This is a genomic window from Porphyromonas cangingivalis, assembly GCF_900638305.1.
In the GTDB taxonomy this organism is placed as follows: domain Bacteria; phylum Bacteroidota; class Bacteroidia; order Bacteroidales; family Porphyromonadaceae; genus Porphyromonas_A; species Porphyromonas_A cangingivalis.
Map to the genome: position 1 here is coordinate 1,894,040 of NZ_LR134506.1, position 20,434 is coordinate 1,914,473.

General features: G+C 48.7%; 17 protein-coding genes and 1 CRISPR repeat array. All 17 genes read left to right on the plus strand.

Annotated features, from left to right (window positions below; genetic code table 11):
* Nucleotide 1 precedes the first annotated feature (1 nt).
* The 17 genes from cmr3 (at nt 2) to EL262_RS07855 (ending at nt 20,429) form a co-directional block, all read left to right on the plus strand.
* Nucleotides 2-1,150, plus strand: a complete 1,149-nt coding sequence (cmr3, locus tag EL262_RS07775) for a type III-B CRISPR module-associated protein Cmr3 (RefSeq protein ID WP_025836489.1) — start codon at nt 2-4, stop codon at nt 1,148-1,150.
* Between the two features lie 11 nt (nt 1,151-1,161).
* On the plus strand, nt 1,162-1,830 hold the full coding sequence (gene cmr4, locus EL262_RS07780) for a type III-B CRISPR module RAMP protein Cmr4 (protein WP_025836491.1): 669 nt from the start codon (nt 1,162-1,164) through the stop codon (nt 1,828-1,830).
* Complete coding sequence (gene cmr5, locus EL262_RS07785) at nt 1,831-2,328, plus strand: type III-B CRISPR module-associated protein Cmr5 (RefSeq protein ID WP_025836493.1); 498 nt, start codon at nt 1,831-1,833, stop codon at nt 2,326-2,328. It begins immediately after the preceding gene.
* Nucleotides 2,328-3,104: a type III-B CRISPR module RAMP protein Cmr6 gene (cmr6, locus tag EL262_RS07790; protein WP_025836495.1), complete on the plus strand. Its 777-nt coding sequence runs from the start codon at nt 2,328-2,330 to the stop codon at nt 3,102-3,104. Before cmr5 ends, cmr6 begins: the two co-directional genes overlap by 1 nt.
* Nucleotides 3,105-3,151: 47 nt before the next feature.
* Nucleotides 3,152-5,173 carry a CRISPR-associated endonuclease Cas1 gene (gene cas1, locus EL262_RS07795; RefSeq protein WP_078735441.1) on the plus strand — a complete coding sequence of 674 codons (2,022 nt, stop codon included), beginning with the start codon at nt 3,152-3,154 and terminating at the stop codon, nt 5,171-5,173.
* A 4-nt stretch (nt 5,174-5,177) separates the two neighbouring features.
* A complete protein-coding gene (gene cas2 / locus EL262_RS10275) occupies nt 5,178-5,468 on the plus strand; it encodes a CRISPR-associated endonuclease Cas2 (RefSeq protein ID WP_036853297.1) in 291 nt (96 codons plus the stop codon).
* Between the two features lie 476 nt (nt 5,469-5,944).
* A CRISPR array of direct repeats spans nt 5,945-6,715; the repeat unit is 37 nt; unit sequence GTATCTATACAAAGACAGTCAGTAAGACTATTAAGAC.
* Nucleotides 6,716-7,211: 496 nt separating this feature from the next.
* Nucleotides 7,212-8,537, plus strand: a complete 1,326-nt coding sequence (gene mtaB, locus EL262_RS07805) for a tRNA (N(6)-L-threonylcarbamoyladenosine(37)-C(2))-methylthiotransferase MtaB (RefSeq protein WP_025836504.1) — start codon at nt 7,212-7,214, stop codon at nt 8,535-8,537.
* A gap of 20 nt (nt 8,538-8,557) precedes the next feature.
* A complete protein-coding gene (locus EL262_RS07810; RefSeq protein WP_025836506.1) occupies nt 8,558-9,496 on the plus strand; it encodes a lysophospholipid acyltransferase family protein in 939 nt (312 codons plus the stop codon).
* Nucleotides 9,493-10,515, plus strand: a complete 1,023-nt coding sequence (locus tag EL262_RS07815) for a glycosyltransferase family 2 protein (RefSeq protein WP_025836508.1) — start codon at nt 9,493-9,495, stop codon at nt 10,513-10,515. The genes EL262_RS07810 and EL262_RS07815 overlap by 4 nt, the downstream gene beginning before the upstream one ends.
* 5 nt (nt 10,516-10,520) lie before the next feature.
* Nucleotides 10,521-11,354, plus strand: coding sequence for a hypothetical protein (locus EL262_RS07820; RefSeq protein ID WP_025836510.1), 834 nt, complete (start codon nt 10,521-10,523; stop codon nt 11,352-11,354).
* Nucleotides 11,355-11,490: 136 nt separating this feature from the next.
* Nucleotides 11,491-12,210 carry a Bax inhibitor-1/YccA family protein gene (locus EL262_RS07825; protein WP_078735442.1) on the plus strand — a complete coding sequence of 240 codons (720 nt, stop codon included), beginning with the start codon at nt 11,491-11,493 and terminating at the stop codon, nt 12,208-12,210.
* A gap of 54 nt (nt 12,211-12,264) precedes the next feature.
* Nucleotides 12,265-13,905, plus strand: coding sequence for a fumarate hydratase (locus tag EL262_RS07830; RefSeq protein WP_036846630.1), 1,641 nt, complete (start codon nt 12,265-12,267; stop codon nt 13,903-13,905).
* Nucleotides 13,906-14,154: 249 nt separating this feature from the next.
* Entirely contained in the window at nt 14,155-15,897 is a 1,743-nt protein-coding gene (locus tag EL262_RS07835) for a helix-turn-helix domain-containing protein (protein WP_036853257.1), read from the plus strand.
* 435 nt (nt 15,898-16,332) lie between these two features.
* Entirely contained in the window at nt 16,333-16,998 is a 666-nt protein-coding gene (locus EL262_RS07840; RefSeq protein ID WP_159442714.1) for an AraC family transcriptional regulator, read from the plus strand.
* Between the two features lie 517 nt (nt 16,999-17,515).
* The gene (locus tag EL262_RS07845; protein ID WP_025836516.1) at nt 17,516-18,100 is read left to right on the plus strand and encodes a DUF3575 domain-containing protein; all 585 of its coding nucleotides are present in this window, start codon (nt 17,516-17,518) and stop codon (nt 18,098-18,100) included.
* Between the two features lie 117 nt (nt 18,101-18,217).
* Nucleotides 18,218-19,345, plus strand: coding sequence for a fimbrial protein (locus EL262_RS07850; protein ID WP_025836517.1), 1,128 nt, complete (start codon nt 18,218-18,220; stop codon nt 19,343-19,345).
* A 223-nt stretch (nt 19,346-19,568) separates the two neighbouring features.
* On the plus strand, nt 19,569-20,429 hold the full coding sequence (locus tag EL262_RS07855) for a FimB/Mfa2 family fimbrial subunit (protein WP_051522593.1): 861 nt from the start codon (nt 19,569-19,571) through the stop codon (nt 20,427-20,429).
* Nucleotides 20,430-20,434 lie beyond the last annotated feature (5 nt).

Below are 20,434 nucleotides of genomic sequence, written 5' to 3' on the forward strand. Positions count from 1 at the left end.
TATGACGACCTATCTCATAAAGCTAACCCCATTGGATAAGTTCTTCTTCGGGCAGAAGAATACCTTTGGCGACGATAATGTCAACTATTTCGTCCACTCTTCGCACTTCCCTCAGCAGACGACCCTGTTGGGATTGCTGAGATACCGGTTGTTGCAAGTGGCAGGTGATGATGTCTTCAAGAACAACCAGATCGCTTGTCCTGTTCTTGCAGAGAATGAGATCGGAAAGCAGAGCTTTTTGCCCTTTGAGTCGGAAGAACAGTCGTTCGGTAAGATCGAGTCGCTTTCTCCTGTCTTCATCATGGATAAGACGTTCGGTAAGCTTTTTGTCCCCGTCGGGAAGCGATACCAGAAAAAGGATGGCAAATCGATCGAGCTGCTTTCGCTCTCTCACAAAGAGGGATGCCCTCCATTGCTTGAGGGATATTCATCAAAGGAGGCACTTGAGTCTTGTTGGATTTCGTCAGACGGGCAAACATTGTTTTCTGAAGAGGACTTCTTTGTCGCAGACGAACGCATCGGTATTCGTAAGGATTACAAGGGTGGAACTCAAGATGATGCCTTTTTCCGTCAGACATTCTATAAGTTCAGCAAAGACAATGCCCGCAACTTTTGCTTTGCAACCCTTTTGAAAACCAACGATAAGATCAACATCCCCATGAATGAGAAGAGTATCGTCTATCTCGGTGGTGAGCGACAACCTTTCGTGATGGAAGTCGCGGAGGAGACGCTCGACTTCTCGGTGAAACCCTCCGACCTCACTCAAGACAAGCAGCACTATACCGTGGTCTTGCTGTCCGACGCTTTGATCTCCTCTGATCAGGTCTCTGAAGCCACCTTCGGCATCACCACGGTGAAAGACTTTGCCTGCCTACTCACCGGCATAGGAACGAAAAAGTACTACAATGTGGGTAAAGAGCGTCACTCGAAGCCTATTCAAACCTCAGAGGGTAGCGACGAAAGTAACAGAGGTGAACCCCATGTCGTTCTCAGCTTTCAACAAGAACTTTACGCTGCCGGTTCGGTCTTCTATTTCAAAGACCATGAAAAGGCGAAAGCATTCTGCCAAGCTCTAAAGGACAAGAAAAACTTCCATAAAATCGGCTATAACCATGCCATGATCATAAAACCATCAGAAACTGAAAAATAATATCATCATATATGAAAACAGCGATTTACACCATCCGATGCCTCACCAATATGCACGTCGGCAAGGGAGATGCCACTTATGAAGTCGTCGATAATTGTGTGCAGCGAGATGTGACGACAGGATTTCCTTGTATTTATTCGTCAAGCCTTAAGGGGGCGTTGAGGCAGTACTTCAAGAGCAAGAAATTTGATTCCATAGATCATGTCTTTGGGAGTGATGCAAACAATCCGAGTCAGACCAACAGTGTGGGACACTTTACTTTCTTTCAAGCGAACTTGTTCGCTTACCCGATCCGCACTTCTGATGAGGGGAAGAAGCCATATACCCTCAGGACAAGCAACGCACTGACAAGCACCATCGAAAATTTAGCTAAGGAGCTTGATCTCAACTTCGTTCCCGAAGAGATTGAGTTTTGTGATGATAATTCGATCCGTGCTGAGCTTGAGCAACTTCCCGTGATTGCTCGTAACCAGCTGGACAACGGAGAGAGCAAAAATCTATGGTACGAGGAAGTCATCCCCTCTGAGACACGATTTGTCTTCTTTGTATCCTACGACGATGAAGAGATTTTTAAGGGGTTCGACACGATACTTCAAGAGGGTATTGTACAGATAGGAGCAAACGGCTCTATCGGTTACGGCTTTTGTAAGATTGAAAACAGCACGAAAACTCAAAAGTAGATGGACAAGAAGAGGATACAGACCCTGATTCCCTTAGCAATGAGGGTCATCGAGAAGGTCAAGATTGTGGACACTAAGACTGCTTCGTTCGAGAAAGTCCACGAAGGATACATCAATGCCCTTGGCCCTAACATCATACAGTCGGGGCTTCTTCCTACGCTTATCTTTTACAATAAAGATGACCGAAAGAAAGATGACCGAAAGAAAGATGATCGAAAGAAAGATGATCGAAAGAAAGATGATCGAAGAAAGTGGCTTGAAGCCTTGTATCTTATGTATTATATGGATAAAGAAGACAAAGAAGTGACAGCGGATGATCCCACGGCAATCATAAAGCTTGTTATCGGCAACAAGGGAGGCAACGTAGGATCCTTGACAAACGCACTCGAATACAAAAGCTGGGAAAAGCTCATCCTTGAATACGCAGTGGCACTCAAGCTGGCACTCCGGACATTTACAGCCAGAGAGAAAGAGAAAAAGGAAGGAGGTAATGAGTGATGAATTTTGGTTACTGGTACTATCGGCGTTATTTCGACACGTTAAGGATCAATGGCAAAGGAGAAGTTGTCAATTTCTCTGAGTTCAACAAAGGTGATCATGACAAGCTCAAGGAGGTTAAAATAATCCCTGAGATGCCATGCGAGGATTTTGGCAAAGGATTGATCGAGACCTTTGAGCTGAAGACCACCTACCCCGGCTTGGTCTGTGGTATAGGTTATCACCACGAGGTCAACAAGCCAAAGAGCAGCGGAAATCAGACCGACAAAGAAGACTCCGCCGAAGTGTATAATCTCGGGATGTACTTTGACTATACCTCCGGACTTCCCGTCATTCCCGGATCTTCGATCAAGGGGATGTTGCGCTCAGCCATTTTGGAGTGGGGCTTCTTGGAGGATAAAGATGTACTTAAGAAGTGTGGCTTTGGAGAGAACAAAGGGATAGATGCAGAAAAGTTTATCAAAACGGTATTTGAAGGCAAAGGGCTATCCATCTATGATAGGGACATCTTCCTCGATGCCGTCCCCATTGGCACTCCCAAACAGTATCTTTTCGGCGAAGATTACATCACCCACCACCCCCATCCTCTGCAGAACCCCAAGCCTGTGCGCTTCCTCAGGGTCAATCCCGGCGTGACCTATCAGTTTAGATTCATCCTCAAGGATCACGGAGGCTTCCCTGCGGAGTTCAAGCTTAAGCTCTTCAAAGAAATCATCTGCACCTTCGGTCTTGGGGCAAAGACCAATGTAGGGTACGGACAGTTTGTCGAAAAGTAAATTCACTGCACGTACCCTGCATTTATATCTCAGCACAACACATCTGTATGTCGTCAGTCATCGATACAGCGACTTTGCCTGTCTTTCTCAGAGCCTTTTCGGCGTATCACTTCAGGGTACGTTTCGAAGCACGTCAGGTCATTACATTTTCGGGCAAATGGTATTTCCTGCCACGTTATGCTTTAGGCAATGCCTTGAAAAACAGTTCTCGCTTCTCCCACCTCTATGACGAGCTCTTCAAACCACAAGAGCCTGAAGGATCCGGTAGCAGCCCCTCCTCACGACTCGTCATACGTGCGGACAAGCCCACTCGGCGAGGTTTCGGGGCAGGCGAAGCCCTCGACCTCTACATTACCATCATCTCCGGCTCTCCTCGCTTGGTCGAGGACTTCCTCACCTTTTTGCCCGAGTGGCAGGCTTACAACTTCTTTCATGAATATGGACTTCGGTATAAATCTTATCAATTGCTCAATGCTCAAAGTGACAGGTACGAAAACAATCTACCTTTATCTAAAGCGAAGTTGGATGTAGAGTTCTTTTGGAGGCATGCGCCACAATGGAGCGACACACTTGGCATCCGATTTCTTACCCCCACAACACTCAAAATAGACCAAATCTTTACAGACCGTATCCCGTTTTCTCGTCTGATGAATCGGGTTTCTCGTCGCCTATACGATTTGTACATCCAAGAGCCTACCGCATCTTCTGCACCGTCAGCACCCTTTATTTTTGAAGAAAAAGATGATCTGTTGCTCTCTCAAATAAGCATTCCACATAAGCCTACAATGAAAGAAAAACGGCAGTACGATATGTCCGGGATATTGGGGCAATTGTACTACCAAACGTCTTACGATCCCATTGCAGCCCTTATGCTCTCCATAGCTCATTGGGTACATATAGGCAATCATACAGTCATAGGGAATGGACAGATTGTTGCCGAACCCGGTAACCCCTCTCTATATCAAACCTGGCTCAACACTCTATCTCACAGACCTAAAAAAGTAGATCAGGAGGCAACGGTGTTGAAAAAACAGTTCAAGAGATACCTTAAGGAGCAAGAGGAGGTTTTTGACTTTGTTGTTTCTGAAGCAGGAGCATTTATCGGGCTAAATCGTAATTGTCTTGTGGTCAAAAAGTTTGGAAATATTATCTGCAAACAACCCGCCCACCAAATCGAACAGATCAGTATCATCGCTCCGGGTGTTTCGTTCAGTAGCCATGTGGCAAACTATTGTCATAAAAGAAATATCCGTATCATCTACTACAAGGCAACAGGAGAAGCCTATGCCTCTGTGAGCAGTGTGGATTCTATTCTTCCCTCTCACATGAAAGCCCAGATGAGTCTGTCCGATGATCAGATACGTGAGTTCGCTTCGGATTTGGTGCGCAACAAAATCAAAAATCAAGCCAAACTCCTAAAATACTATTACAAGTATTTTCGCAAAGAAGAAGAGCTATGTCAATATCTACAACAAGCCATTGAGCAGTTAAAAGCGATCGAAAAGCTTCCGATATCAGGTAATACTGCTGAAAAAGTACGTCAAAATGCAATGCTTCTCGAAGCTCGAGGAGCAAAAATATATTGGAGTGCTTTTGGACTTCTGATACAACGCACCGGACACGCATTTGACGGGAGAGTACAGCAAGGGGCTTCAGACATCGTAAACCAAATGCTCAACTATGGTTATGCCATATTGCAAAGCTATGTGATGCGAACCATAGACCTGTGGCAACTGAGCCCTAATATTGGCATATTGCACAGCACTCAAGACAATAAGCCGGCTCTATGCTTTGATCTTATGGAACAATATCGCTCTTTCGTCGTTGATAGGAGTGTCTTGGCCATACTATCTAAAAGGGAAGAAGTCCGCCGGGAGAAAAGCGGTCTGCTCGACATACATACACGTACTCGTATTATTTCGAAAATAAAGGAGAGATGGTGCTCCCCGGAATACTTCCGAACAGGACAAAAAACATTGTCAGAAATAATGGCTCTACAAACTAAAAATGTACGAGATTTTTGCCTTAAAAAAGAGAATAAAGTCAAGTTTTACACCCCTAAATGGTAGTTTTATGCCCTCAAAAATATTGATTGCTTACGATATTTCTTCGAATAGATGTAGACAGAAAGTCGCTAAAATTCTTGAAAACTATGGTATCAGAGTGAATAAATCTGTCTTTATGTGCACCATAAAGACAGAAAGTCAGCTAAACGCCCTATTGCATAGTTTTCAACCCATCATTTCACGAAAAGATTCTCTTTTTGTACTACCTCTTTGTCGTCGTTGTTATGCCAATGCATGGTTTGAAGAAAAAAAATATACCCCTGAGAGTCGACGGAAAAGGAGAACTAAAATCATATAGAGAGTATAGTATGCTCAAAAAAGCTCCCATTCCGTAAAATCTGACAACCTTACCGAAGAGGTCTCGATAACAAGAACATTTTCGAAAAAAACAACCTTGTCAAAAGTTGCTATACATCTATTGATGAGTTACTTATGGAAATGCTTAAATTTCTCTGTTTTCGAAAATCGCATCAAGCAGACTTCCCCGAACCCGATTTTCGAAAAAATAGACTTTTCTCAAAGTATAACCCGCTGATTATCAACTATCATTTTATCGATTTTTCGAAAATGTCATTTTGATGGATTTTTCCACATAGATTTTCGAAATTTCAACATAATTGTATATCTTTGTCTCTCAAGGAAGTACCCCTTGATCAAGTGAGGATAGTGTACACATAGAAACAGTTTAGAAGGGGGATTTTCGAAAAAACATAAATGATTCACAGAAAAGACTTTATAAAAAGAGTGTTTTCGTAAATCACTGGTAATCAAATTGTATCTATACAAAGACAGTCAGTAAGACTATTAAGACACTGAGCAACAATGCTTGTCTGCAAAGTCGTTGGGTATCTATACAAAGACAGTCAGTAAGACTATTAAGACTCTTTTTCCTCTCCCTTAGGACGAGTGCAAAGCTGAGTATCTATACAAAGACAGTCAGTAAGACTATTAAGACCCTTTCCCTTTCCCTTTTTCTCATGAGGAAGGAGTATCTATACAAAGACAGTCAGTAAGACTATTAAGACGCTATCATCTCTCGACTTTTTTGTAGGCCTTCTACAATTGGTATCTATACAAAGACAGTCAGTAAGACTATTAAGACAAAGTGAACGTTGATTCCCCCTCCTTTAGGGACTTTGTGTATCTATACAAAGACAGTCAGTAAGACTATTAAGACTATCATTGGGACGATCGGCATACCAAGATTCTATGTATCTATACAAAGACAGTCAGTAAGACTATTAAGACTCCAAGAGTAGTGGAAGAAGGAAGAGGTAATAAGTCCCCGTATCTATACAAAGACAGTCAGTAAGACTATTAAGACTTTTTTCCTTTAAGGAAAGTGCCTTGTTCTAGATTCTTGTATCTATACAAAGACAGTCAGTAAGACTATTAAGACTCAAAAGGAGGAGGAACTTGAGGAGCTTCTCCTAAAAGTATCTATACAAAGACAGTCAGTAAGACTATTAAGACTGATACAGCCACTCGGAAGAGGTAAACAAATTTTTGTATCTATACAAAGACAGTCAGTAGGACTATATAGGATGCAGGTTGAGCAGAGAGAGAGGGAAATATCTTTTCGAAATCGCTTATATCCATCGTTTTATTATTATTTTGTTTTATATTTGCGGTGTGGAGGAGCGAGACCTCTACGGTGAGATGTCCGCAAGGCATCGCGCCCCCTATCGGAGGAGATGAGTCATCATCTCCTCTTGTCATTTATGCCCACCCTTATTTTGTCGGTATCATACCGGAACAAAGGCTTTTTGTCTCTTATGACTGTTACGACTATCTATCCATATCCATCGTGAAGACAGTCAAGTCCTCGTATGTGCTTTCAGACGGTATCGGGAAGTAGAAAAAAAGTCGTTAAAGACGATCAATCGTCTTTAACGACTTTCGTCATCAAGTCTAACGACTTTTTTTGTCGCGTCCTATGATCTTTTGTATTGGGGGGGGAGGTGGAGGAGATGGGGGCGGAGGCTTGATTTTCGCAAGTCGGGTAGAAGTCGTATTTTTGTACCTATATTTATATTAGGTAATGACAGACAACAATATATTCGAAAATAAAACCTTTGCGTACTATACGCTGGGCTGTAAGTTGAACTTCGCCGAGACGTCTGCCATCGGGCGTTCGCTCATCGAGTACGGTATGCGTACGATCAGGGATGGGGAGACGCCCGACTTGTGTCTCATCAATACGTGTTCGGTGACGGAGCTGGCGGACAAGAAGTGCCGTCAGACGATACGTAAGGTGCATAGGGACTTCCCCAAGGCACGTATCATCGTCACGGGGTGCTACGCACAGCTCAAGCCCGAGGAGGTGGCTTCGATAGAGGGGGTGGATATGGTTCTTGGGTCGAACGAAAAGGTCGATCTCGTAAAGTATCTCGGTCAGCTCGGTACACCTCATGCTTCGTCACACATCCTCCATACGCCTGTCAAGGAGATCAACACCTTTGCCCCTTCGGTGTCTTCGGAAGGGCGCACCCGACACTTCCTCAAGGTGCAGGACGGATGCGACTACAACTGTTCGTACTGCACGATCCCCAAGGCTCGTGGGCGCAGCCGTAACGGGCGTATCGATGACCTCGTGGCTCAGGCTCGTACCGTGGTCGCCGAAGGTGGCCGAGAGATCGTCCTCACGGGCGTGAATGTCGGAGACTTTGGACGCAGTACGGGTGAGAAGTTCATCGACCTCATCAAGGCCCTTGACGAGGTGGAGGGCATAGAGCGTTTCCGCATCTCCTCGATAGAGCCGAACCTCATCACGGACGAAGCGATAGAGTTCGTCGCAAGGTCGAAGCGATTTGCACCACACTTCCATATCCCCCTCCAGAGTGGGTCGGACGAGGTGCTCAAGCTCATGCGTCGCAGGTACAATACGACCCTCTTCCGCCACAAGATAGAGACGATCAAGAGACTCATCCCCCATGCCTTCATCGGGGTGGATGTCATCGTGGGCACGAGGGGCGAGAGGGACGAGTATTTCGAGGAGTGTTATGAGTTCGTCAAGAGCTTGGACATCTCCCAGCTACACGTGTTCAGTTACTCCGAACGCCCCGGCACGGATGCCCTCAACATCGAATACACGGTGGATTCCAAGGTGAAGCACCGCCGCAGCAAACGCCTCATCGCTCTCAGCGCAGAGAAGCTCCGGGCGTTCTATGCCTCGCATCAGGGCAGTGTGCGCAGGGCACTCTTCGAACACAGTTCGGACGAAGACTACATCTACGGATTTACGGACAACTACATACGTGTGCGCCTGCCCAAGGGGGCTGTCCCCGAGGGTGAGGTCCACAGTGTCCTCATCGGAGCACCATCGGACGAGGATCCCGAAGTAATGACCGCCACCTTGGCTGAATAAAAAAAATCACCCTTTGCCTCATGACCCCTGACTTCAGCAAAAAGGACCGTATCGTCGGCAGTATCATCTACACCGCCATGGCACTCATCGGCAAGCTCCCCTCGTGGTGGCATTATGGGGTGGCGGATGTCGTCGCCTTATGCCTTCGCAAGGTCGTGGGCTACCGTCTCGATGTGGTGCGTGAGCAACTCCGTCTCTCTTATCCCGACAAGTCGGACGCCGAGCGTGCAAGGATAGAGAAGGAGGTGTATGTCCATCTGGCAGACCTTTTTGTCGAATACTTCATGATGGCCGGCTTCGGGAGCAAGAGACTCCGCAAGCATGTCGTCCTCAGGGGACACGAGCAGATCGAGGCTTTGCACGAGAAGGGGCATCGTCTCGTGTACCTTACCCTCGGGCATTATGGCAACTGGGAGTGGTTCACGGGCTTTCAAGACTTCCTGCCATTTACGCAGATGAGTGTCCTCTACAAGCCGCTCAAAGGCGCTCTCAACTATGTCATGTACAGGCTGAGGAGCAAGTTTGGCACCGGACTTATCGACAAGACTTTCGCTCCACGTGCCATCATGGGCATGAGCCGAAGCGAGACGAACCGACTCCTCATCTTCGTCGCAGATCAGACCCCTTCGCCACAGAACGTGCACCTCTTCACCCGATTCCTCAACCGAGATACAGCAGTCTTTACCGGTATGGAGCGTCTCGCTCAGAAGACGAAGTCACCGATCGCTTACCTACGTGTGGAGCGTCCTCGCAGAGGGCGGTATGTCTGCACGGTGGAGGTGCTGACGGAGGATGCTTCGGCACATGAGTTCGGGGAGATCTCGGCACGCTTCATGCACCTCCTTGAAGAGCGCATCGATGCCGTGCCTGCCCTTTGGTTGTGGACACACAGACGTTGGAAATACGGGGAAAAGGAGGTTTTGGACTTCAATCCCTATCAGGAGTTCAGACGACTATGAAAGAGACCCATCACACTCCACCCATAGCCGTCGTCATCCTCAACTGGAACGGTGAATCGCTCCTGCGCCACTATCTGCCTGCGGTCATCGACAATACGCCCGGACACATCGGCGAAGTCATCGTCGCCGACAACGGTTCGTCCGACGGCTCCATGGCCTACTGTCGGGAGATGGGCGTCAGGGTGTTGGACTTGGAGACCAACCATGGCTTTGCCGAAGGTTACAACCGTGCCATAGCTCTCCTCACACATCCCTACATCCTCCTTCTCAACAGTGACGTAAGGGTCACCCTGGGATGGATCGAACCCCTCCATGACTTCATCGAAGCACATCCCGAAGTGGTCTCCGTACAGCCGAAGATCCGGTCGGAGCGTGCGCCCGAGTCCTTCGAGTATGCAGGGGCACAAGGCGGATATATGGATCGACTCGGTTATCCTTTCTGTCGGGGGCGCATCTTTGCGACCGTGGAGGAGGACAGAGGACAGTATGGCGACGGCGAGGCTCAGGAGGTCTTCTGGACGACAGGTGCGGCGATGCTTGTGAGGCGACAAGCATACATCGATGCCGGTGGGCTGGATGCTTCGTTTTTCGCTCATCAGGAGGAGATAGACCTCTGCTGGAGGTGGCAGTGTCTCGGACACAAGCTCTATGTCGTGCCACAGAGTGTCGTCTATCATGTGGGTGGGGCTTCGCTCTCTGCCGAAAATCCTCGCAAGACCTTCCTCAACTTCCGCAACAACCTCCGGATGCTCCATCGTAATCTCCCCGAGGACCGTCTGCGCAAGGTCTTTCGCCTTCGTAGAGTCCTTGACCTCCTGGCTGCGGCCGTCTTCCTCCTCTCCGGCAAACCCGGCGATGCCAAGGCGGTCCTCAAGGCGTGGCAGGACTTCCGCTCCTCGAAGCCCGAGAGACGGCCCATCGGAGACAGAGCACAAGCCTACAAATCACTGTATCAACACAGCCTCCTCTTGCGTTATCACATCGCAATGGAGCGGACTTTTTCATCCCTAAAACGATAATCATCATGAAACAAGCCCTATTTGCAATCCTCATTTCGGTACTCGTTGCTTGTACATCGAGCGAACAAAAAGCCGCACGTGCTCTCATCTCCGAAGCACAGACAAGCATCTCCGAACAACGCTACGAGCAGGCACTCTCCCTCCTCGACAGTCTGAATAAAACCTATCCTGCCCTCGTGGCTGAACGTAAGCAAGCTCTCGACCTCTCTCGTGAGGTACGCCTCTTGCAGTCTCGCCGTGACAGCATCTTCCTCGCACCCCTTGTGGACTCTCTCCTCGTCAGGGAAGAAAAGGCTCTCGAACTCTTTGAGGTCGTCGCCGATGAGACGATACAAGACCATACGATCATGAGATATAAGGGGTATGTTCCGACGCCGGACCCCAAGTCTGCGTTTCTCGATGTGTACTTCAACAATCTTGGCGAACTTGAGCTCGTTGCCAGCACTTCGGGTCGTCCTGCCTTTGAGAGCGAGAGTGTCGTCATCCGTGATAAGGCTTCGGACACATTTGTGGCATCGGACATCATTCCCTACGACGGTGGCACCAACTACCGCTACGAGATCGACGGTCGCACCTACGAACGCATCACATTCACCCTCGACAACGCCGAACGCCTCTCAGCCTTCGTTGCCGGCATGGGCGATGGTGCGAAGCTCCAAGTCGAACTCCTCAACGCAAAGGGAAAAAAGCAGACATTCGTCCTCTCTGCCGTTGCAGTCAAGGCGATAACAGCGTCTTACGAGCTGCACCGCATCAAGACCGAACTCAAGAACAGCCGCGACCAAATCACCCGTCACCTCAAACGCTCCGAGCGTTACGAAAAGCTTCAGGAGCAGTAATCCTCAACGGGGGGCAAGTCCCCCCTTCTTACTTGAGCCTCTTGCTTCAAACAAGGCTCGATACTTGGTGTCGCAAGGACATCCGAATGATTATTTGTCTATATTTGTGTAAAACAACATCATAAATACAAGACAAATGGATCAGGAACAATATCAGATCGACCGCTTGTCGGTCCAAGACATCAAACGTACCCAGGCTTTGCAACGCACCCTCATGCAGTATGTCTTCTTGTGGATGGCTGCAGGGCTTGGGATCACCGGGCTTACGAGCCTTCTTCTCTTCAAGAACGAGAGTCTCATCTATTCGCTGATGAGCTCCAAACTCCTCTTCTACGGCTTGATCATCGCCGAGATCGTGGTGGTGGTATATCTCAGTGCCCGCATCTCAAGGATGTCTTTCGGCATGGCGACAGCACTCTTCTGTGCCTATGCTCTCCTCAATGGTCTCACTCTCAGCCCTATCTTCTTGCTCTACACTTCGCAGTCGATAGCAGAGACATTCTTTATCACTGCCGGGACATTCTCTGTCATGGCGATCTACGGTTATTTCACCAAGAGAGATCTCACCCGATGGGGCAGTCTCCTCTTCATGGCACTCATAGGCTTGATCATCGCCATGGTGGTGAACTTTTTCTTACGCTCGGGCGTTATGTCATTGGTGATATCGATTGCAGGCGTGCTCATCTTTGTGGGGCTTACGGCTTATGATGTACAGAAGATCAAGAACCTCTTCGCCGATGTCGACAATGCAAACGACGAAGTCAAGAAGATCGCAGTCCTCGGTGCTCTGACCCTTTATCTCGACTTCATCAACCTCTTCCTCTACCTCCTTCGCCTCTTCGGCCGTAGGAGATAAGGCTCTCTCCACGCACACTCATCAAAGATTACATAACTCTATATACGCTAAGCAATGGCAACAAAGGAATTTCAATATCAGGAAATGTTCCCCCTTGGCAAGGATACGACTGAGTACTATCTACTTACGGATCAGTATGTCAGCACTGCCACCTTTGAGGGGAAAGAGATACTAAAGGTCGAAGCCGAAGGGCTTCGAATGATGGCTCGCCAGGCGTTTCACGACGTGTCGTTTTACCTCCGCAAGGAGCATCAGGAGCGCGTCGCAAAGGTGCTCAACGACCCCGAGTCTTCGGATAATGATAAGTTCGTCGCCCTCACCTTCTTGCGCAATGCCGAGGTGAGTTCGATGGGCAAGCTCCCCTTCTGCCAAGATACAGGTACGGCCATGATCATGGGTAAGAAAGGGCAGCGGGTGTGGACCGACTGTAACGATGCCGAAGCCCTCTCACACGGTGTCTACGATACTTACACCTCTGAGAACCTCCGCTACTCGCAGAACGCCCCTCTCGATATGTACAAGGAGATCAATACGGGTACAAATCTCCCTGCTCAGATCGACCTCATGGCGACCGAAGGGGACGAGTACAAGTTCCTCTGTGTCGCCAAGGGTGGAGGCTCGGCCAACAAGACCTTCCTCTACCAAGAGACCAAGGCTCTCCTCAATCCCGAAAGGCTTGTCGAGTTCCTTGTCGAGAAGATGAAGTCTCTCGGTACAGCTGCTTGTCCTCCTTATCACATCGCATTCGTCATCGGTGGTACTTCGGCAGAGACTTGTCTCAAGACGGTCAAGCTCGCCAGTGCTAAGTATTATGACGAACTACCCGATACCGGCAACGAAGGTGGTCGTGCCTTCCGTGACAAAGAACTTGAAGCTCGCCTGCTCGAAGAGGCCAACAACCTCGGTATCGGAGCACAGTTCGGCGGCAAGTACTTTGCCCATGACATTCGTGTCGTCCGCCTACCTCGCCACGGCGCATCTTGCCCTGTAGGTATGGGGGTGAGTTGTTCGGCCGACCGTAACATCAAAACCAAGATCAACAAGCAAGGTATCTGGATCGAGAAGATGGAGACTCAGCCCGGTCGTCTCATCCCCGAAGAGTACCGTAACGGTGTCGAAGGGCAGGTCATCGAGATCGACCTCAATCGTCCCATGCCCGAGATCCTTGCTGAGCTGTCGAAGTATCCTGTCTCTACACGCCTCTCCCTCTCGGGTACGATCATTGTGGGTCGAGACATCGCTCATGCCAAGCTCAAAGAACGTCTCGACAGGGGCGAAGGTCTGCCACAGTATGTCAAGGATCACCCCATCTACTATGCCGGTCCGGCGAAGACTCCCGAAGGTATGCCGTCCGGCTCTTTCGGACCTACTACCGCAGGGCGTATGGACTCCTATGTCGATCTCTTCCAGTCTCATGGTGGTAGTATGATCATGATCGCAAAGGGCAACCGCAGTCAGCAGGTCACCGATGCGTGTCAGAAGTACGGAGGCTTTTATCTCGGTAGTATCGGAGGGCCTGCGGCCATCCTTGCCCAGGACAGTATCAAGAATGTCGAGTGTCTCGAATATCCGGAGCTCGGTATGGAAGCGATATGGAAGATCGAAGTCGTCAACTTCCCCGCCTTCATCCTCGTCGATGACAAGGGCAATGACTTCTTCAGGTCTCTCAAGCCTCTCAAACCTAAAGCAAAATAATCCTCAATGATACCTACGATAGAGGGTGTGTCGAAGTGTAAACTCCGATGCACCCTCTGTTTTTACTTCAGGTACATCCGATGGCTTGTCTGCCAACGACTTGACCGGCGAAGTCGGATCTTCGGTCGGGTCGCAAAGACGTTCAGTCTCAAATTTGGTAATTTTACTTCCTTTTTTATTAAAAACTTCTTACATTTGCAGGACAGGGAGGACCACCCCTGCTATTGAAAAACTCTTACGCTCACATAGATGCAGGCAACAAAATATATAGTTGTATTTCTCACTATACTCATGACCTCTACCGGGTCACTTTCGGCACTCACACCTTCGGACTCCATACGACAGATCATGAGGGGACTCTCCGGCTCCGATCTCTTGGAGGCTCATAGCAATCTCTGTCGTCTCGCCGGGGCCGAGGATGATCCGCAGAACGAGCTTGGTTGCATCCACGCCTATCTTGATGAGGCCATCCGACAGCGAGATGTCCAAGCCGAAGGACACGCACGTCTCAATCTCCTGTATTGCTATTACAACTACAACATGACCGACAGTCTCGTCACCACGCTCCCAAGGCATCTCTCCGCCCTGAAGAAAAACGATATGTGGGAGTACTATTACAGTGCATGGTGCTTGCTTGTCGAGCGTTATCTCTATGAAGGTAAGTTGCACACCGCTCTCAAGGAGGCGGAGAAGATCTATGTCAATGCCCGTGAGACCCAAAATAACTATGGGCTTGGGGTGTCGGCCTATACGATGGGGAGCATCTATCAGACGATGGGACGCTTCAAGGAGGCCGAAGCCTCCCTCACCGAGAGTGTCTCGACCTTGTCCAAGGAGGATGGTATCACCGAGCTCCTCTCGGCCTACAATGCCCTCTGTGAGACCCTCGATGCCATGCATCAGTACGACAAGCTGAAGGCTATCGCTGCGGATTGGAAGGCTTCGCTTGACAAATACCGCGAACACACGCTTGACGAAGATGACTTGCCTATCCTCAATGGGCGTTATCTCTACTGGGCACTGGCTGCAGCCATCGGAGAGATAGGTACGGGCGACTATGACAAGGCTGAAGAGCTACTGTTGCTTGCCGAAAGTTATGCCGAAGGTCGCAAAGTCATCGTCCGGTGCAAGCTCCTTCAGGTGCGCTCCCGCTACCATGCCGCAAAGGGTGAGTTTGCCCAAGCTCTGAGAGCCAACGAAGAGAGTGTCGAGATCATCTTCGATCTCAAAGATCCGATAAGTCTCCTCACCCTTCAGACCGAACAGGCCGATATCCTCACAGAGATGGAACGGTACAAGGAGGCCGCGGAGCTGTACAAGAGCATCTTCCATCGCAGGGAGGAGCTTCGAAATGCTCAGTTTGCGAGCCAGCTCGACGAATTACGTACCCTCTTCGAGGTGGACACCCTCAAACTCCAAAATGAGATCTCCAGGACTCTCTTTTACTTCTCCCTTGCTATCGGAGGGCTCCTCCTGCTGGCTCTCATCCTCTACGTAAGATATACCCATCGTCTGAGACATAAGAACCGTGTCCTCTATGATGCCATCCAGCAAAGTCAGAAGGTAAAAGAAGAGCTCGACACCTCCGTCAATCTCATCCCCGAAGAAGAACTTGACGGAAAAGAGCGATTGTATCGACAGCTCTGTACCCTCATGGACGATCAGAAGCTCTTCACCGAGCCTCACCTCAATCGAGAGATACTCGCAGAGCATCTCGGGTCTAATCACGTCTATCTCGCTGAAGCCATCCGCAAGTATGCAGGAGACATCACTGTCGGTGAATTTATCAACGGCTACCGCCTCCGTCATGCCGCATACCTCCTGACACACGAGCTTGATCTCAACATCGGAGAGGTCGAGTATATGTCGGGCTTCAACTCTCGAACGACCTTCAGCCGACTCTTCCGAGAGCATTATGGGATGTCTCCCTCCGAATATAGGCACGTCTCCAAAGAAAAGAAATCTCAAAAGCCAACCTCCGCCGATATGTAGGCTTTCCGACATGTGTCAGAAGCCCCGCTGCTCACCACCTCATTTGACGAGGGGATGACGGCGGGGCTTCATCTGTATGTATCCCTTCCGAAAGTAGAGGTGTCATTTGCAGGATATAGACAAAGAGTCCCCTCTCGGGACGGAATACTTCCCGTGGTGCCACGTGTGACATTTTGTTCCAGGGACTTGTACATAAGCACGAATACTCCGCCTCACCCTCTCGATGTGGTGTACCAAGTATGCAGAAATGAGCTTAAAAGACGTTAAAGCTGTGTTGTCAAGTAGTTACGGATGTTCAGACTAAGAAATTGCATATATGGAGCAAGTTTTTGCGCTTATGAAACAATGTTTGATGGCGACAATCCTAACTTCACGACAGAGCCGATGAATGGAAATCTGCCGTCAGAGAAAAACTCTTTTAGAACACATCATACTATGAAAGAACAAATGACAATGCCTGGAGAGGCTTTCTTTTTTTCTGATCCACACATTCTCATCTCCGAGACGCCCCGACAGTTTCACGCTGTGGCAGAGGGACGTGAGGTCTTGCCGGCCACAGGGGGTGGAGATGAGATCGTTTATTTTTTTCTGGGGATAGGTGTCCTTATATTATTGTTGCTGTTCGTCGGGGTGGTACTGATCTACCGCCTCGGGCATCGCTGGCCTCTGAACAACCTGATACAGCAACGACCGGGAGCGGAGAAGATCGAGACTCCGTCTGTACAGCAGGCTCCAGAGGAGACTCCTGATCCGGAGGCACTCCTCTACAAGAGACTTTGTGAACTGATGGAAGAGGACGAACTCTTCAAAAACTCCCAGCTCAACCGTGATCTCCTTGCCGAACGCCTCGGTACCAATCATGTCTATCTCGCCAAGGCTGTCCGTAGGTATGCCGATGGGATGACGATTGGTGAATTTATCAACGAAGTGCGTTTGTCTCACTCGGCTCACTTGCTTGCAAGCAGGCCGGAACTCAGTATCGATGAGGTCAAGAGTATGTCGGGATTTAATTCTCGCACCACATTCGGACGACTTTTTCGCGAACGTTATGGCTCTTCGCCCACAAAATATCGCATAAAATCAAAAGAAAAAAGGGGATAATTCTTTTGACCTGAAAAGCATTGTTCAAAAACGTAAATCTTTGTTTTTTAGGTTAATATAAAGGTGTGGACACGCTCTTCGGGCTTGAAGACCCCGGGGGTAGAGCCTAAAAGTCCTTGTTTTTAGTAAAAGATCAGATTGATTTTCGGATATGAAACAATGTTTTTCTTATATGGGGCGTTCCGGCATTGGGTCTTTTTTATGTTTGCAGTAGAAAAAGCGAAATAAACGTATAACGATAGACCTCACGGGGAGGGATACTGTGAAACGTGGAAAACCTGAAAAAACTCAATTCGGAAGATCTGATGACTCATCGGAGAAGACCGAAGACTCCCGAAAGGGTTTGGGAGACATCCTCCGAGGAGGATTACCTTACAGTGATATTTTATATGAAAGACCGGTGCTCTCACTACACATATATAATTAGGTGAGGACACAGCGAAAAAAACTATTAACCAAAAAAATACTATCCCCCTCTACCGTATGAGGAGGGTAAAAACTCTAAACACAAATAGACATGAAAACGAAGTATCTAACAACACTCTGTCTGTTCTTTCTTCTTTCGTCGATCTACTCAGGAAAAGGACTTGCGCAGTCTTGGGGACTCAAGACAAACGCAGTCAACTGGGCTGTGGGGGCTTCTCCCAACCTTGAGGTCGATATGGCTGTAGGTGCTAAATACACCGTCGGTCTCAAGGGAGGCTACAATTGGTTTTGGAGCAAGGAAGATCAGCGTCTCAAGCACTGGATGGTGAGACCCGAAGTGAGATACTGGCTACAAGAGCCTTTCAGAGGACACTCCTTTGCCCTGCAAGGTATGGTCGGTCAGTACAATGTGGGAGGTATCTCCCTACCTTTCGGGCTGTACAAAGGGCTCAAGGATCATCGTTATGAAGGCATGGGATACGGCGTGGGTGTAGGTTACAGCTACCTCTGGAGGCTGAGCAAGCGCAGTGGTATCGAGATCGGACTCGGGGCAGGCTACATCCTCTTCGACTACGAGAAGTACAGGTGCGTCAAGTGCGGTAAGCTCTTGGAGCAGGGCAAGCACCACTATCTCGGTCTGACAGGGCTCTCGCTCTCTTATGTATTCTTATTGTAAAACAAACACACGAAAAAACTCTTGGTCTCAGACAGCCTCAACCCGGATATCGCTTGTCTGAGGGAAGAACGAAATTAACCTAATCATTTTTATTTATTCACCTAAATCATTAAAGTTATGAAAGCTATTAAGTTATTTGCGATTGCAGCCCTTACCTTAGGTATGATGGCTTGTAACAAGAAGGAAGACAGCAATGTCATCCCTAACGAGGGTACACAAGCAACCCTCTCTATCAAGGTAGATGCAGGCTCTCAATTGCGTGCCTTGGGTGCATCTCCTGCTGATGGAGACGTAAAGTCTCTCGAAGTGTATGTCTATGCCGGTGATCTCCTTGAAGGCTACAAGAAGGTCGAGAACACAAGTGAGGCAGTGGACATCAATGTCACCACAGGTGAGCGAAAGCTTGTGGTAGTCGCCAATGCAAACTTGGGTAAGATCAACTCGCTTACAGAATTACAGGAAATAGCACTCCGAGACAAGGTCGTCATGGTCGAACCTTCAGGAGACGATCAGGTCGGAGTAGCGATGACTGCCGAACCCCAGACAATCACGATCAAGGCAGGTAAGAACACTTACGGTTTCGGTGCAGGAGAAGGCTCGATCTCATCAGCTCCGCTCCAGCTCGTCAAGGTGCCTGCGCGTATCTCTCTCGTGGGGGCCAGCACATCATTCGAGGGTGCATTTGCGGGATGGACATTTGAGCCTTCCGAAGTGTTTGTCTTCAACGTGCCAAATAGTTCACGCCTTTTCGGTCCTTCTTTGGAGCTCGTTGAAATGGGACGTTATGCGGGTATGAAGCAGGACTCTTGGACTGGAGACCTTTGGGTGCCTTCACAAGTGGTCAAGGAAGTCTTGAGGGATGAAGTCTCAGACCTCTCTTCTATCACCCCTAATAATTTCATCTACTACCATTCTTTCGAATCTATCGGCAAACCCGTTGTGTTGGTCATCAGAGGTAAACTCAAGGATGACTCCGGCCAGCTTGTCAAGGGCGCGCCATTTGCCGATGATAACGGATATACTCACTACTCTATCCTTGTCAACGCAGAAAGGTCCGGCTATGCATATAACGGTGACGATACAGGGACAGGAAATCTCAAGCGCAATACCGACTATCGCATCTCTGTAGTCATCAAGCGTCCGGGTACATCAGATCCAACAACACCACCTGCTGATGCTGCCACACTCGATGTCAAGGTAGCCGTGACTCCTTGGTTGACTGTCAATCAGAACATAGAATATTGATCCCTGCCTCCGAGGGGAGGGTATGACATATACACAAAAAAACTCTAAATAATACTCTAAAGAAAGTTCTGTATCAATACCCTGAAAAACCTTTAGAAAAACTCTTATCAGGCAGGGAGCAGGCGGTGTAGCCTGCCTGCTCCCTGACCTTTCTACCAAACTCTTAAAAGGCAAAAATATGAATCGTACAAACACATATCGAGTAGAACGCTGGTTCCTATTTATGCTGACTTTAACCCTGTTTTCAGCATGTTGTATCAAGGAGGATCTGTCGGTCTGTCCTCGACCTTTCCAGCTGTCTGTCAAGGCTGTTGATGCTGATGAAAATGACATTACGGCATCAGGAGCTGTAAAAGGAGTCGTCATGTTTGTGTTTGACGAAAAAGGAACGGTCATGGAGGCCTTCGAACTTTCTGCCGAACAGGTAAAGCAGAAAACTCCCGTACAGATCTCCGTCCCTTATCCGGGTCCCAAGACCCTTGGCTGTACAGCGTGGGGCAACTTGGACGCATCTGTCGACTTCGCGTCGATAAAGTCAGTGAAGCAGAAACAGGATCTGTATGTCAAGCTCAAGAGTGCCGACGGCATAGCCGAGTCTCCTTCAGAGCTCTTCTCGGGTTCGCTGGATATCCCCGTGGAGTTCGGCGGGATCGAGCAAGGACAGTCGCATACGGTCATCATCAGACATAAGGTGGCTTCGGTGCGTATCGTCGCACGGAAATTGTCACCCGCAGTGGTACCATCAGTGAAGTTTGTCCTGAGAGAATCTCCGGACACTTACGATGCCGATGGTACACTCACAGGCGGTATGGTCTCTTACAAGCCCTCGTTCAGCTTCGACGCTGAGGGGCAGTGGGTCACACCGATCTTCAATACCTTCCCCGATGCCGGAGGCAAGAGCTATGCCCTCGACTTGTACTGGGACGGTAAGCTCAAAAAAACATTTACTCATGGGACAGACGGCACTCCGCTGGTGCCACAGCTCGGACGACTGCTCAACATCATCATCGATGTGGATGCTCAGGTCGCCGTCAAAGTGGTCGTGACACCTTGGGGAGTAGTGCATCAGGATGTTGAATACTAAAAACG

Bases quoted from the DNA above. Each gene is read 5' to 3' on its own strand.
- cmr3 (WP_025836489.1), top strand. From the start codon at position 2: ATGACGACCTATCTCATAAAGCTAACCCCATTGGATAAGTTCTTCTTC.
- cmr4 (WP_025836491.1), top strand. From the start codon at position 1,162: ATGAAAACAGCGATTTACACCATCCGATGCCTCACCAATATGCACGTC.
- cmr5 (WP_025836493.1), top strand. From the start codon at position 1,831: ATGGACAAGAAGAGGATACAGACCCTGATTCCCTTAGCAATGAGGGTC.
- cmr6 (WP_025836495.1), top strand. From the start codon at position 2,328: ATGAATTTTGGTTACTGGTACTATCGGCGTTATTTCGACACGTTAAGG.
- cas1 (WP_078735441.1), top strand. From the start codon at position 3,152: ATGTCGTCAGTCATCGATACAGCGACTTTGCCTGTCTTTCTCAGAGCC.
- cas2 (WP_036853297.1), top strand. From the start codon at position 5,178: ATGCCCTCAAAAATATTGATTGCTTACGATATTTCTTCGAATAGATGT.
- mtaB (WP_025836504.1), top strand. From the start codon at position 7,212: ATGACAGACAACAATATATTCGAAAATAAAACCTTTGCGTACTATACG.
- EL262_RS07810 (WP_025836506.1), top strand. From the start codon at position 8,558: ATGACCCCTGACTTCAGCAAAAAGGACCGTATCGTCGGCAGTATCATC.
- EL262_RS07815 (WP_025836508.1), top strand. From the start codon at position 9,493: ATGAAAGAGACCCATCACACTCCACCCATAGCCGTCGTCATCCTCAAC.
- EL262_RS07820 (WP_025836510.1), top strand. From the start codon at position 10,521: ATGAAACAAGCCCTATTTGCAATCCTCATTTCGGTACTCGTTGCTTGT.
- EL262_RS07825 (WP_078735442.1), top strand. From the start codon at position 11,491: ATGGATCAGGAACAATATCAGATCGACCGCTTGTCGGTCCAAGACATC.
- EL262_RS07830 (WP_036846630.1), top strand. From the start codon at position 12,265: ATGGCAACAAAGGAATTTCAATATCAGGAAATGTTCCCCCTTGGCAAG.
- EL262_RS07835 (WP_036853257.1), top strand. From the start codon at position 14,155: ATGCAGGCAACAAAATATATAGTTGTATTTCTCACTATACTCATGACC.
- EL262_RS07840 (WP_159442714.1), top strand. From the start codon at position 16,333: ATGAAAGAACAAATGACAATGCCTGGAGAGGCTTTCTTTTTTTCTGAT.
- EL262_RS07845 (WP_025836516.1), top strand. From the start codon at position 17,516: ATGAAAACGAAGTATCTAACAACACTCTGTCTGTTCTTTCTTCTTTCG.
- EL262_RS07850 (WP_025836517.1), top strand. From the start codon at position 18,218: ATGAAAGCTATTAAGTTATTTGCGATTGCAGCCCTTACCTTAGGTATG.
- EL262_RS07855 (WP_051522593.1), top strand. From the start codon at position 19,569: ATGCTGACTTTAACCCTGTTTTCAGCATGTTGTATCAAGGAGGATCTG.